Raw genomic sequence first — 12,357 nt, 5'->3', positions numbered from 1 at the left:
CATGTGCCACCCGTGGCGGTGCCCTGCCCGGCCCGGTCGAAGGCCGTCGTAGCCCGGTAGAATCAGCGGTTTCCCCGTTCAGAGCCGTGCCCACGCCATGACCGACGCCTCCTCCGCCCTGACCCGCCACTACGCCGAGGAACTGGACGCCATCCGCGCCCAGGGCCTGTTCAAGTCCGAGCGGATCATCACCAGCCCGCAGTCGGCCGAGATCACCCTCGAGGACGGCCGCACGGTGCTGAACTTCTGTGCCAACAACTACCTGGGCCTGGCCGACCATCCGGACCTGATCCAGGCCGCCAAGGATGCGCTGGATACCCACGGCTTCGGCATGGCCTCGGTGCGCTTCATCTGTGGTACCCAGGACCTGCACAAGCAGCTGGAGAAGCAGATCGCCGACTTCTTCGGCAAGCAGGACACCATCCTGTACGCGGCCTGCTTCGATGCCAACGGCGGCCTGTTCGAGCCGCTGCTCGGCGAGAACGACGCGATCATTTCCGATGCGCTGAACCACGCCTCGATCATTGACGGCGTGCGCCTGTGCAAAGCCAAGCGCTTCCGCTATGCCAACTGCGACATGGCCGACCTGGAAGCCCAGCTGCAGGCCGCCGACGCCGCCGGCTGCAAGACCAAGCTGATCACCACCGACGGCGTGTTCTCGATGGACGGCTTCATTGCGCCGCTGGACGAGATCACCGCGCTGGCGAAGAAGTACAACGCGCTGGTGCACATCGACGAATGCCACGCTACCGGCTTCCTCGGTGCCAGCGGCCGCGGCTCGGCCGAAGTGAAGGGCGTGCTGGAAAAGATCGACATCATCACCGGCACCCTGGGCAAGGCCATGGGTGGTGCACTGGGCGGCTTCACCTGCGCCAGCGCCGAGGTGATCGAGCTGCTTCGCCAGCGTTCGCGCCCGTACCTGTTCTCCAACTCGCTGCCGCCGCATGTGGTGGCCGCCGGCATCAAAGCGTTCGAGATGCTGGCCGCCGCTGACGATCTGCGCGACACCCTGGTGGAAAACACCCGCTACTTCCGCGAAAAGATGGTCGCCGCCGGTTTCGACGTGAAGCCGGGCGTACACCCGATCAGCCCGGTGATGCTGTACGACGCACCGCTGGCGCAGAAGTTCGCCGAGCGCCTGCTGGAAGAAGGCATCTACGCGATCGGCTTCTTCTTCCCGGTGGTGCCCAAGGGCCAGGCCCGCATCCGCACCCAGATCAGCGCCGCGCACAGTCGCGAGCATCTGGACCGCGCGATCGATGCGTTCACCCGCATCGGTGTCGAGCTGGGCGTGATCAAGGGTTGATCCCCACCGGCCAAAGCGTGCCGACCAAGGTCGGCACCTACCGGGCGTGAGGGCGTGCCGACCGAGGTCGGCACCTTCCCGGCATCACTTCTTTTTCTTCTTGCCCTTCGGCTCGTCCTTGCTGGCCACCACCACCGGCTTGGCGGCAGCATCCTGGCCGTTACCCTTGGCAACGCGGATGCCATTGGCCTTCATCCAGGCGTCGAACTCGTCGGCGGTCATCTTCTTGTCGCCGTTGCTCATCAGGAAGCGGTAGCTGCCGCGACCATCCAGCTCCGGGGTCTTCACTTCCACCACCGGGGTCTCGGCCGGCGTTTCCGCCTTGGCCACCTTCTTGTGGCCACCACAGGCGGTCAGCAGCACCATCGGCAGCAGCAGGCCTGCGCAGCGCAGGGTTTGGTTGAGGGTCGGGTGGTACATGGGCAGGCTCCGTTCGGGAAATTCAGCAGCCAGACGCCCCCTACGCCTGGAACGGTGGCCGGCAACCGCCGGCCGCGGGCGATGATCAGCCCGGTGCAGCGGCCCCCAGCCGCTGCTGGTCACTGACCTCCAGCACCCGCCACTGGCCCTTGCCGAGATCGCCGAGCTGCAGCCCGCCGATCGCAACCCGGACCAGGCGCAGCACCTGCAGGTCGAAGGCCGCCAACAGGCGGCGGATGTGGCGGTTGCGGCCCTCGTCGAGGACCACCTCCAGCCACGCGGTCTTATCGCCGCTGCGCAGCACGCGCACAGCCTGGGCGACGAGGAACTCGCCCTCGTCGTCCACGCCGGCCTGCAGGGCCGCCAGCGTGGCGTCATCGGGCAGGCGGTCGACCTGCACGTGGTAGGTCTTGTCCGGCCCGGTCTGCGGGTCGGTCAGGCGCGCCGCCCACTGCGGATCGTTGCTGAACAGCAACAACCCTTCACTGGCCTTGTCGAGGCGCCCGACCGGCGCGATCCACGGCAGGCCGGCACCATCGAAGCACCGGTACACGGTATCGCGGCCACGCTCATCCTGCGCGGTGGTCACCACCCCACGCGGTTTGTTGAGCATCAGGTACAGGCGCTGCGGCGCGCCCATCGGCTGGCCATCGACCTCGATCGGCGGCGCCGGCTGCCCAATCGGGAATTCGGGATCCCGCACGATGCGGCCGGAGACGCGCACGCGGCCATCGGCGATCCAGCGCGCGGCCTCGCTGCGCGAACACACACCGGCCTTGGACAGCACGCGCGCCAGGCCATGACGGACACCGGCGGCTGTGGCAGCGGGAGTCGCACGCCCACGCGGTGCGTGGGAGCGGGCGGCGGGGGCGGCAGGTGGGCGGCGCGTGCGCAAGCCTCTGCTCCCCGCGGTGCTTACTTCTTGTCGACCGGCTTGGTCTCAGCCGGTGCTTCGGCCGGGGCCGGAGTGGCGGCCGGAGCCGGACGCGCCTTGACCACACGCACGCCACGCGCCTTCATCCAGGCGTCGAACTCTTCGGCGGTCATGCGCTTGCCGTTCTGGCTCATGTCGAAGCGCCAGGGCGTGTTGTCGAATTCGGTCTGCGGCTTGTAGGCCGCCGGATCGTTCGGCTTCACTGCCGGGGCGCTCGGAATGGCCTTGGCGATGTTCTGGCAACCATCGATGCGCAGGCGCTGCAGCACCTGGTCCAGCGACTGCGACGGATCGTAGTTGCTGCTCAGCACGCCGGCCGGCATGCCCAGCTGGTTGCCACGGATGTAGAGCTCGTCGGCCACCGGCGCGATGGTCGTGGCCGGCAACGGCAGCGGCGAGGCGCTGGTGTTGACCGAGCAATCGACCGCAGCGTGGGCGGCGGGAACCAGGGCCAGCGCCAGGAAGGCGGCCGATGCAGAGCGCAGCATGAAGGGCATCCAGGAAAGGAAGTGACGCGGCGAGTTTAGCAATGCCGCGACAGCTTTCAAGCGCCACTTTCAATGAATACGGCAACTCATTGGTTTTACGGATAAAAACCCGACGAACGGTTGTTCCCGGACCGACGGACACGCGGATTCCGGGCTACGGAAACAACAAGACCCGGCCGAAGCCGGGTCCTGCTGTGTCCTACTGGCAGAGCGTCAGAACTTAGTTCTGGACGTTCAGCTCGGTACGACGGTTCTTGGCGCGACCTTCCGGGTTGTCCGAACCATCCGGGTTGGTGTTCGGAGCAATCGGACGGCTCTCGCCGTAGCCGATCGGGCCGACCAGGCGACCGGCGTCAACGCCGTTCTTGGTCAGGTAGTTGTACACGGCGGTAGCGCGACGCTCCGACAGCTTCTGGTTGTAAGCGTCGGTACCCTTCGAGTCGGTGTGACCGGCAACTTCAACGCGCAGATCCGGGTAACGCTTCAGGATCTCGGTGGCTTCGCTCAGGATCGCCACGGCGTCCGGACGCAGGTTCGACTTGTCGAAGTCGAAGTTGACGCCCTTCAGGTCGATGGAGACCGGAACCGGGCAACCGTCCGGACCGATGGTCTGACCCGGCTGCGAGTTCGGGCACTTGTCGTCGCAGTTGTTGACGCCGTCACCGTCGTCATCCAGGTCGGCGCAGCTCGGGGCAACCGGAGCCGGAGCCGGAGCAGCCGCGACCGGAGCCGGGCCCAGCGGGATCACGACGCCGACCGAAGCCAGCACGTCACCGAACCAGTCTTCCTTCGGAGCGGCAACGCTCTGGTCGTCGAAGTCAGCGCGGTAAGCCACTTCGGCGCGGACAGCAACGCGCTTTTCGAAGGTGGTCTGCAGGCCGACGCCCAGCTTGGCGGCAACGTTGCCGTCCTTACGCTGGCGCGGACCGTTGGCATTCAGCGCCGGGTACTCTTCTTCCGACTTCTGGTAGCCCAGGCCACCGACGATGTACGGGTTCCAGCCGCGGCCTTCCTTGATGAAGTGGCGACGCAGGTCCAGCGAGACGCCGTACTGCGACCAGTTCAGGTCCTTGTTCGAATCGAAGTTCGGGTTCTGATAGTTCAGCTCACCGTCCAGCGACCAGTTCGGGCTGATGAACTTGCCCAGGCCCAGGGTCACGAACGGAGCGTCATTGGTCAGACGGTCGCTGTCCTGGAAGTTGAAGCCGGCCGAACCGGTCAGGTACCAGCGGTCATCGAACTCCTGCGCCGAAGCTGCCTGGGCAAAAGCCAGGCCGCCCAGCAGCGCGGCAGTAAGGATCTTCTTGTTCATTGAGTACAGCTCCTATTTCGGGGGTATGAAACCGGTAGAGGCATGGGCCAGCACAAGTGCGTCGATGTACGACAGCCGATTCAGCACGCCACCGCCGCGAACATTATGCTCAGGCGGGTGAAGGCCATGTTAACAGTCCCGTAACATGTGAAGTGTTGCGCCCGACCGTCCGCCGGTCCGACGTTGAAACCCTATACAGGATGATGAAAATCCGCAAGACCCTCACGCTGCAAGGGTTTGACGGGGTTTAGGCGGGGAAAACGACATATTGCGCGGCGCGCTGCATCAAACGGTTCAGCGCGTCTGCGGAAACGTGAGGAACCTTATGATGGAGCCACGAACCCAGCCGGAGCCGTGATGAAAGCCGTCGCCCTGAGTCGTGAATCCGCCCCTGCCCTGTGCGATATCCACCTGCCTCCGCCGCTGCCTCCCCGGGGCCGTGACCTGCTGGTCCGGGTCGAGGCGGTTTCAGTCAACCCCGTCGATGGCAAGCAGCGTGCCAGCACGGATCCGGCCACGCTCCAGGCACCCCGCGTGTTGGGTTGGGACGCTGCCGGCGTGGTCGAGGCAATCGGCGACGAGGCGAGCCTGTTTGCCTCCGGTGACGAGGTTTATTACGCAGGCGATGTCACCCGCCCCGGCTGCAATGCGCAGTACCACTGGGTGGATGAACGCTTGGTCGCGCGCAAGCCAACCACGCTGGATTTCGCTGAAGCCGCAGCGCTGCCGCTGACCACGCTCACCGCCTGGGAGCTGCTGTTCGAGCGCATGCCGCTGCGGCTGGACGATCGCCGCCACGCCGGCCAGCACCTGCTGGTGATCGGCGGTGCGGGTGGGGTCGGCTCGATGGCAATCCAGCTGGCCCGCCATGCGGGTTTCGAGGTGATCGCCACGGCGTCGCGCGAGGCCTCGGCCGACTGGTGCCGGCAGATGGGTGCCCGGCACGTGATCGACCATCGGCAACCACTTCAGGCCCAGCTGCAGGCGCTGGGCATCGACACGGTGCAGGTCGCACTCAACCTGGCCGACACCGATCACTACTGGGAAGAACTGGGCCTGCTGCTGGCGCCGCAGGGACATGTGGGCCTGATCGTCGAGCCGCGTGGGCCGCTGCGCATCGGCGATCCCTACAAAGCCAAGTGCATCGGCATCCACTGGGAGTTCATGTTCGCGCGCTCGCGCTTTGCCACTGCCGACTGCATCGAGCAGCACCGCATCCTCAGCCGCACGGCCAGCATGATCGATGCCGGCCAGCTGCGCGGCACCCTCAGTGAAAGCCTGGGCCCGATCAATGCGGCAAATCTGGACATCGCGCATCAGCGCCTGGCCAGCGGACGCACGGTGGGCAAGCTGGCGCTGGCAGGCTGGGGCGACTGAGCCAGGCTGGAACGCCGCTGTAAAGCCGAGCCCATGCCCGGCCGTGCGGTCTGATCGTAGCGTCGAGCGTGCTCGACTGATTCATCAGGAGCAGTCGAGCACGCTCGACGACACTGTAGCGGCGGATTGGTCGGCATCTGTATCTATGGAAGTGACTGGATCGGAATTACGGTGGAAACAGATTCCTCTCCCCCGAGACCGCCATGCCCACCGCCCTGCCCTTGCGCCTGCTGCAACTGATCACCGGCCTGTTCCTGTACGGCTTCGGCGCCTCGCTGATGATCCGTGCGGCCATCGGCGTGGCGCCCTGGGATGTCCTGTCACAGGGCATCGCCGCGCAGACGCCGCTGTCGTTCGGCCTGGCGACCAATGTCATCGGCGCACTGGTGTTGCTGCTGTGGTGGCCGCTGCGGCAGAAGCCGGGTGTAGGGACCGTGCTCAACGTGATGCTGATCGGCCCCTCCGCGCAGTTCGGGCTATGGCTGCTGCCGCCGGCCGTCGGCCTTGGCTGGCAGCTGGCAATGTTCTGCGCCGGCATGCTGCTGGTCGCGCTGGCCACCGGCCTGTACATCGGCGCCAAGCTCGGCCCCGGGCCCCGCGATGGCCTGATGACCGGCCTGCATGCCCGCACCGGCTGGCCGATCTGGAAGGTGCGCAGCCTGATCGAAGGCAGCGTATTGCTGCTGGGCTGGTGGCTGGGCGGCAATGTCGGCCTCGGCACCCTCGCCTTCGCCCTGCTGATCGGCCCGCTGTGTGGTGTCACGCTGGGCTGGTTCGGGATCGGTCGCACCCCGGTAGTGCCGGCCGCTGGCCGGCAGCCGCAGTCCCCCTGAGCTGATCGGGATGCCGGCCAGCGGCCGGCACTACCGCCCCCGGAGTTCGGGGGCAGCGCCGCAGGCGCGGGGGCGTGGAGGCCGGTAAGTGGGGCCCGCGGTTCGCGCAGCGAATTGCGGGAGCGACAGCACGCATGTGCCGAGCGTACCCGGCCAGCGGCCGGCACTACCCCCCGGAGTTCGGGGGGAGCGCCGCAGGCGCGGGGGCGTGGAGGCCGGTAAGTGGGGCCCGCGGTTCGCGCAGCGAATTGCGGGAGCGACAGCACGCATGTGCCGAGCGTACCCGGCCAGCGGCCGGCACTACCCAAAGGCCGGCCCTTGCCCCGGCCGCCGTTTCGCGGCACGCTTCGCGCTTCCGTACGCAAGCGTATCGACAATGTCGCCAGCCAACGAAAGCGCCTACCCCCATCTGTTCGCCCCGCTGGACCTGGGCTTCACCCAGCTGCGCAACCGCGTATTGATGGGCTCGATGCACACCGGCCTGGAGGATCGCGCCCGCGACTTCCCGCGGCTGGCGGCCTACTTCGCCGAACGCGCCGAGGGCGGTGTCGGCCTGATCGTCACCGGCGGCTTCGCGCCGAACGTGGTCGGCTGGCTGAAGCCGTTCGGCGGCAAGCTGTCCTGGCCCTGGGAAGTACGCCCGCACCGTCAGCTCACCGCCGCCGCGCACCAGCACGGCGCGAAGATCTGCCTGCAGCTGCTGCATGCCGGCCGCTATGCCTACCACCCTTTGTCGGTGGCACCGTCGAAGCTGAAGGCACCGATCAACCCGTTCACCCCGCGCGCGTTGTCGGCCAGTGGCGTCGAGCGCCATATCGCCGACTACGCACGCAGCGCGAAGCTGGCCCGCGAGGCTGGCTACGACGGTGTGGAAGTGATGGGCTCGGAGGGCTACCTCATCAACGAGTTCATCGCCCCGCGCACCAACAAGCGCACCGACCGCTGGGGCGGCGATGCGAACCAGCGCATGCGCTTCGCGGTCGAGATCGTGCGCCGCATCCGCGAGGCCTGTGGCCCGGACTTCATCATCATCTACCGCCTGTCGCTGGTGGACCTGGTGGAGGACGGCAGCAACTGGGAGGAGATCGTGCAGCAGGCGCAGGCCATCGAGGCCGCCGGCGCGACGATCATCAATTCCGGCATCGGCTGGCACGAAGCCCGTATTCCGACCATTGCCACCTCGGTGCCGCGCGCCGCCTTCGCCGGGGTCACCGCCAAGCTCAAGCCGCATGTGAAGGTGCCGCTGGTGGCGACCAACCGCATCAACATGCCCGACGTCGCCGAGCGCATCCTCGCCAGCGGCGGTGCCGACATGGTGTCGCTGGCGCGCCCGCTGCTGGCCGACCCGCAATGGCCGAACAAGGCCCGTGCCGGCCGCGCCGAGGCGATCAACACCTGCATCGCCTGCAACCAGGCCTGCCTGGACCACGTGTTCGAGAACAAGCTGGCCAGCTGCCTGGTCAATCCGCGCGCCGCCCACGAGACCGAGCTGGTCTATCGCCCCACCGCCACGCCGAAGAAAGTTGCCGTGGTCGGTGCTGGCCCGGCAGGCCTGGCGTGTGCCACCGTCGCTGCCCAGCGCGGCCACCAGGTCACCCTGTTCGATGCCAACGAGGAGATCGGCGGCCAGTTCAACGTGGCCAAGCGCATCCCCGGCAAGGAAGAGTTCCACGAGACCCTGCGCTACTTCCGCCACACGCTGGCCGAAACCGGCGTGCAGCTGCGCCTCGGCACCCGCGCCGATGCCGCCACCCTGGCCGGCTTCGACGAGGTGGTGCTGGCCACCGGCATCACCCCGCGCAAGGTCGACTTCCCCGGCGCCGACCACGCCAAGGTGGTCAGCTACCTGGACGTGCTGCTGGGCCGGGTTGAAGTGGGCACCAATGCGGCGATCATCGGCGCCGGCGGCATCGGCTTCGATGTCGGCGAGTTCCTCAGCCACGCAGGTGAGTCCCCCTCCCTCGACCCGCAACGCTGGATGGCCGAATGGGGCGTGGACAGCGCGTTCGAGGCCCGCGGCTCGCTGGGCCGGCCCGAGGTCGAGGCGTCACCGCGTCGGCTCTGGCTGCTGCAGCGCAGCCCGGGCAAGCCCGGCGCGCGACTGGGCAAGACCACTGGCTGGATTCACCGCGCCACACTGAAGGCCAAGGGCGTGCGCATGCTCGGTGGCGTCGAGTACCTGGGCGTGGACGACGAGGGCCTGCGCATCCGCGTGGAAGGCAGCGAACAGCTGCTGCCGGTCGACCACGTGGTGATCTGCGCCGGGCAGGAACCGAACCGTGCATTGCAGGCCGAACTGCAGGCCGCCGGCATCAACGCGCAGCTGATCGGGGGTGCCGATGTGGCCGCCGAACTGGATGCGAAGCGGGCCATCGACCAGGGCAGCCGGGTGGCCGCCGCGCTCTGATGAGCGCCTGAATGGGGGGCGGAATGTGATTTCCGTCCCCCCTGCCGAACCTGAATGTCAAGCCGGGCGGTTCACGATGCGTTCGGCTATCCCCCCCTACCTTGCGCCATCTTTCCGCTCACCAGCCAGTTTCCGGTGAGCCGGCGCAGCCCCTCGATCGGTACTGATCGTTTCTTTTGGGGCTGCCCACGGGGCGGCCCCGATGGCCGCCTCCCCATGACGCCAAGTCGTACCCCGCCTCCTGTCGCCCCCGCGGCCGGAACCGGAGCGTGCGGCCCATACGGAGCAAGGAGTTATATGAAGCTGGCCTGGATTCTCTGGCTGTCGCAGTTGTTGCCTCAGCCGGCCGCTGATTCATTGTGTTTGAGCACCACCGTTTACCTGGAAGCCCGCGACCAGACCCTGCGTGGCCAGCAGGCCGTCGCCGAGGTCGCCCTGCGCCGCCTCGACAGTGGCCTGTGGGGCGACTCCATGTGCCAGGTGGTCACCGCGCGCAAGCAGTTCGCACCGACCATCGTCTCGCCCGGCACCCAGCTGGGCAATGATGCGGCCTGGAGCGAGGCGATGAACGTGGCCTTCGACGCCGAGCGCAACTGGGCGCTGCCGGCCGGCGAGCGCCGCGAGATCGTGCCCGGTGCCAGCCACTTCGCCGCGCTGTCCATTGCCAGCCCGAACTGGCGCAATGCCTACCAGGTGGCCACCATCGGCGATCACACCTTCTATAAGGTGCAGAACCTCAAGCCGCGGCAGTCGTAACGATCCGTGCTGGCGGCAGCGTTGCCGCCCGCTGGCAAGCTCTGGGATAGTGGGCGTTTCCCGCCCGCATCACCTGGAGTTTCCATGAAGCTGTACAGCAAGCCCGGTGCCTGTTCCACCGCCGACCACATCGCCCTGCAGTGGACCGGCAAGCCGTTCGAGGTTGAACTGCTGAACAAGGACACCCTGAAGGGCCCGGAATTCCTCAAGATCAATCCGGCCGGTGCCGTCCCCGCACTGGTCGACGGCGACTTCGTGCTGCTGCAGAACGCCGCGATCATGGGCTATATCGCCGACAGCTTCCCGCAGGCCGGCCTCGGCGGCGACGGCAGCCCGCGCCAGCGCGCCGAAGCCACCCGCTGGCTGGCCTTCGTCAATTCCGATGTGCATCCGGCCTTCTCTCCGCTGTTCGCGCCGGGCAAGTTCATTGCCGACGAGAGCCAGTTCGATGCGATCCGCGCCGCCGCGCACAAGCGCCTGCGCGCCCTGTTCGAGACCGCCGACAAGCAGCTGGCCGACAAGCCGTGGCTGGCCGGCTTCCGCAGCTTCGCCGACCCGTACTTCTACATCACGCTGCGCTGGGCCGCCGGCACCAAGGTCGACCTGTCCGGCTTGGACAACCTGGCCGCCTACAAGGCGCGCATGGATGCCGATGCCGGCGTGCAGGCCGCGCTGAAGGCCGAAGGCCTGGCCTGAGCCAGACCATGGGTCGGAGCCGTCTGCACAGCAGACGGCTCTGCCCCCATCGGTGCAATCGCCACACTCAGCCGATCTGGCGGATCACTTCGCCCTTGGCATCGCGCAGGTAGGTCGGCACCACTTCGATGCGCAGCGCCGCCGCCACCGGGTAGATGCCGCGCTCGGCACGCACGCCCGCCAAGGCTTCCAGACCCGTCTCGTCCAACGCCCAGCGCGCTGTCGGCCGATACCTCGCCGGTTTGACCGCGCGCGGCCGGAATGAATTCCCACTGCCGCTCGCGGCTGACCAGTTCCAGTGATTTGCCGTGGCGCAGGCGCAATGGCAGCAGCTCGCACACGCTGGCCACCTGGCCCGCACCGAGCACCAGGGTGGTGACGCCCGCCTCCTGGCGCCAGTCCAGCGTCTCGATGAACAGCATGCCGGTGCTGGAGCCCTCGCGCTCGCTGCCGGTCTGCACCTGTGCAGCCAATGCCGGATCCTCCAGCAGGTTGCCGCGATGCAGGTCGCTGATCCACAGCGGCATCGCCGGTTGCAGCGCCTGCAGCACGCCGCGCGTCGACCAGCGCTTGACCGCTTCCATCTCCTCATCGGTCAACCCGACCAGCTGCAGGAACTGCAGGTGGCCATTGGCGGTGTCGCGTGCGGGCAACTGCGGATCTGCGACGAAGGCCAGATGGCACAAGCGCGTGTTGGTCTCCAACGCGATCGGGCCGTTGGCGTTGAGGTGATGGCCATCCTCGAACACGTTGCCACTGCCGAACACATAGCGCGCCAGGTTCTGCAGCAGGTTCATCGGCCACACCGGCGGCGTGCTGCCGGCGTTCTCACCGGCGTCGGCAGCGAGGCGGAAGGTCAGCTCGAAACCATAGCCACTGGCGGTGGCATCACTGCTCTCCTTTGCGTACAGCTCGGAGAAGCCGTAGGTGATGTAATGCCAATGCGGTACCGGCGCATCCGCCCAGTACACGCTGATGCCATCGAGCGGATCCTGGCCACCGAGCGTGTACGGAAGCGCGGTGCCGAAGTGACGCGGTTCCTGCCCGGCATACAGCGGCGCCAGCGCCGCATTGATCGCGTCCCAGCCGGGGGTATCGGTGTCGTCGTGGTCGTCCTGCACGCGGGACTCCTTGTGGGGAAGTGAACCGATCACTTTACGCGGTGGCTCAGGCCTGCACGACCTCGCCGCCACCATTGACCACGGCCGCCTGGGTCTCCTGCCACCAGCGCTGCGCCAATGCCGGGCTACGCGCCTTGCCCACCGCCGCCAGCAGTTCCGGGCACAGGCGCTCCAGTGCCAGCGCATCGGTGCAGCGTTCGATCTTCAACTGCATGAAATAGCCCTTCAGGCCCAGATGCCGACGCACGGCCTCACTCATCGCGTCGTACAGCTGCTGGTACAGCGCCGGGTCCTGTTCACGGCCGGTGCTGATGCTGCGCGTCGGTGCGGTTTCGACACTTCCGCCGATCACTTCAATCAGGCCCAGCGCGGCCAACTGCTCCAGTGCATCCGGCGGTGCCCGCAGGCCTTCGAACAGGCCGCGCAATTCAGTGTCATCGCGATGGCCGTCGACCATCAGCAGGATCGAACGCAGTGCCGCCGGCAGACGCCGACCACGGTCTTCGATTTCCTGACGGCCAGCAGCCGTCTTGGCGTGCAGCAAAGCCATTGCCTCCCCCTCCCTCGATGCGCAATGCCGGCGCGCCCTGGCGGGCACGCTCCCCTGTGTGCCATCCCCGGACGGCACGCGCCTTCCCCGGCGCGCACCGTGTATTGCAGGTCGATGACAGGCCGAGCTTAGCGCAAGTGCTGCGGGTAGTGCCGGC

General features: G+C 67.3%; 11 protein-coding genes and 1 pseudogene. 6 read left to right on the top strand and 6 right to left on the bottom strand.

The window, feature by feature from the left end; all coding sequences use genetic code 11:
- Positions 1–97: 97 nt before the first annotated feature.
- On the top strand, positions 98–1,306 hold the full coding sequence (gene kbl / locus ACZK2V_RS04595; protein WP_121504060.1) for a glycine C-acetyltransferase: 1,209 nt from the start codon (positions 98–100) through the stop codon (positions 1,304–1,306).
- A gap of 84 nt (positions 1,307–1,390) precedes the next feature.
- Here the strand turns inward: kbl and ACZK2V_RS04590 are convergent, their stop codons facing one another.
- The 4 genes from ACZK2V_RS04590 to ACZK2V_RS04575 all read right to left on the bottom strand — a co-directional run bounded on the left by ACZK2V_RS04590 (position 1,391) and on the right by ACZK2V_RS04575 (position 4,460).
- The gene (locus ACZK2V_RS04590; RefSeq protein WP_005412356.1) at positions 1,391–1,726 is read right to left on the bottom strand and encodes a hypothetical protein; all 336 of its coding nucleotides are present in this window, start codon (positions 1,724–1,726) and stop codon (positions 1,391–1,393) included.
- Between the two features lie 85 nt (positions 1,727–1,811).
- A complete protein-coding gene (locus tag ACZK2V_RS04585) occupies positions 1,812–2,621 on the bottom strand; it encodes a pseudouridine synthase (RefSeq protein ID WP_197616478.1) in 810 nt (269 codons plus the stop codon).
- A 20-nt stretch (positions 2,622–2,641) separates the two neighbouring features.
- Positions 2,642–3,148, bottom strand: coding sequence for a hypothetical protein (locus tag ACZK2V_RS04580; RefSeq protein WP_010483956.1), 507 nt, complete (start codon positions 3,146–3,148; stop codon positions 2,642–2,644).
- Between the two features lie 220 nt (positions 3,149–3,368).
- On the bottom strand, positions 3,369–4,460 hold the full coding sequence (locus ACZK2V_RS04575; RefSeq protein WP_010483958.1) for an OmpA family protein: 1,092 nt from the start codon (positions 4,458–4,460) through the stop codon (positions 3,369–3,371).
- Between the two features lie 357 nt (positions 4,461–4,817).
- Between ACZK2V_RS04575 and ACZK2V_RS04570 the strand changes: the two genes are divergently transcribed.
- From ACZK2V_RS04570 to ACZK2V_RS04550, 5 genes are all read left to right on the top strand, one after another.
- Positions 4,818–5,837 carry a zinc-binding alcohol dehydrogenase family protein gene (locus ACZK2V_RS04570; RefSeq protein ID WP_189720616.1) on the top strand — a complete coding sequence of 340 codons (1,020 nt, stop codon included), beginning with the start codon at positions 4,818–4,820 and terminating at the stop codon, positions 5,835–5,837.
- 203 nt (positions 5,838–6,040) lie between these two features.
- Complete coding sequence (gene yczE, locus ACZK2V_RS04565) at positions 6,041–6,670, top strand: membrane protein YczE (protein ID WP_071229484.1); 630 nt, start codon at positions 6,041–6,043, stop codon at positions 6,668–6,670.
- Positions 6,671–7,046: 376 nt separating this feature from the next.
- Entirely contained in the window at positions 7,047–9,077 is a 2,031-nt protein-coding gene (locus ACZK2V_RS04560; protein WP_049422603.1) for an NADPH-dependent 2,4-dienoyl-CoA reductase, read from the top strand.
- Positions 9,078–9,374: 297 nt separating this feature from the next.
- Entirely contained in the window at positions 9,375–9,833 is a 459-nt protein-coding gene (locus ACZK2V_RS04555) for a cell wall hydrolase (RefSeq protein WP_004154513.1), read from the top strand.
- An 84-nt stretch (positions 9,834–9,917) separates the two neighbouring features.
- Complete coding sequence (locus tag ACZK2V_RS04550) at positions 9,918–10,529, top strand: glutathione S-transferase N-terminal domain-containing protein (protein WP_189720615.1); 612 nt, start codon at positions 9,918–9,920, stop codon at positions 10,527–10,529.
- A 67-nt stretch (positions 10,530–10,596) separates the two neighbouring features.
- Here ACZK2V_RS04550 and ACZK2V_RS04545 read toward each other — a convergent pair.
- Both ACZK2V_RS04545 and ACZK2V_RS04540 read right to left on the bottom strand, forming a co-directional pair.
- Positions 10,597–11,650 (bottom strand): annotated as a pseudogene (locus tag ACZK2V_RS04545) (suppressor of fused domain protein).
- A gap of 46 nt (positions 11,651–11,696) precedes the next feature.
- A complete protein-coding gene (locus ACZK2V_RS04540; protein WP_049461269.1) occupies positions 11,697–12,200 on the bottom strand; it encodes a hypothetical protein in 504 nt (167 codons plus the stop codon).
- Positions 12,201–12,357: the final 157 nt, after the last annotated feature.

This window comes from Stenotrophomonas sp. 93052_Sma (assembly GCF_056481145.1).
This window is presented reverse-complemented; position numbering and strand designations above follow the sequence as displayed.

Excerpts from the sequence above, each read along its gene's own strand:
- ACZK2V_RS04590 (WP_005412356.1), bottom strand. The coding sequence starts at position 1,726 with ATGTACCACCCGACCCTCAACCAAACCCTGCGCTGCGCAGGCCTGCTG.
- yczE (WP_071229484.1), top strand. The coding sequence starts at position 6,041 with ATGCCCACCGCCCTGCCCTTGCGCCTGCTGCAACTGATCACCGGCCTG.
- ACZK2V_RS04540 (WP_049461269.1), bottom strand. The coding sequence starts at position 12,200 with ATGGCTTTGCTGCACGCCAAGACGGCTGCTGGCCGTCAGGAAATCGAA.
- ACZK2V_RS04575 (WP_010483958.1), bottom strand. The coding sequence starts at position 4,460 with ATGAACAAGAAGATCCTTACTGCCGCGCTGCTGGGCGGCCTGGCTTTT.
- ACZK2V_RS04555 (WP_004154513.1), top strand. The coding sequence starts at position 9,375 with ATGAAGCTGGCCTGGATTCTCTGGCTGTCGCAGTTGTTGCCTCAGCCG.
- kbl (WP_121504060.1), top strand. The coding sequence starts at position 98 with ATGACCGACGCCTCCTCCGCCCTGACCCGCCACTACGCCGAGGAACTG.
- ACZK2V_RS04560 (WP_049422603.1), top strand. The coding sequence starts at position 7,047 with ATGTCGCCAGCCAACGAAAGCGCCTACCCCCATCTGTTCGCCCCGCTG.
- ACZK2V_RS04570 (WP_189720616.1), top strand. The coding sequence starts at position 4,818 with ATGAAAGCCGTCGCCCTGAGTCGTGAATCCGCCCCTGCCCTGTGCGAT.
- ACZK2V_RS04550 (WP_189720615.1), top strand. The coding sequence starts at position 9,918 with ATGAAGCTGTACAGCAAGCCCGGTGCCTGTTCCACCGCCGACCACATC.
- ACZK2V_RS04580 (WP_010483956.1), bottom strand. The coding sequence starts at position 3,148 with ATGCTGCGCTCTGCATCGGCCGCCTTCCTGGCGCTGGCCCTGGTTCCC.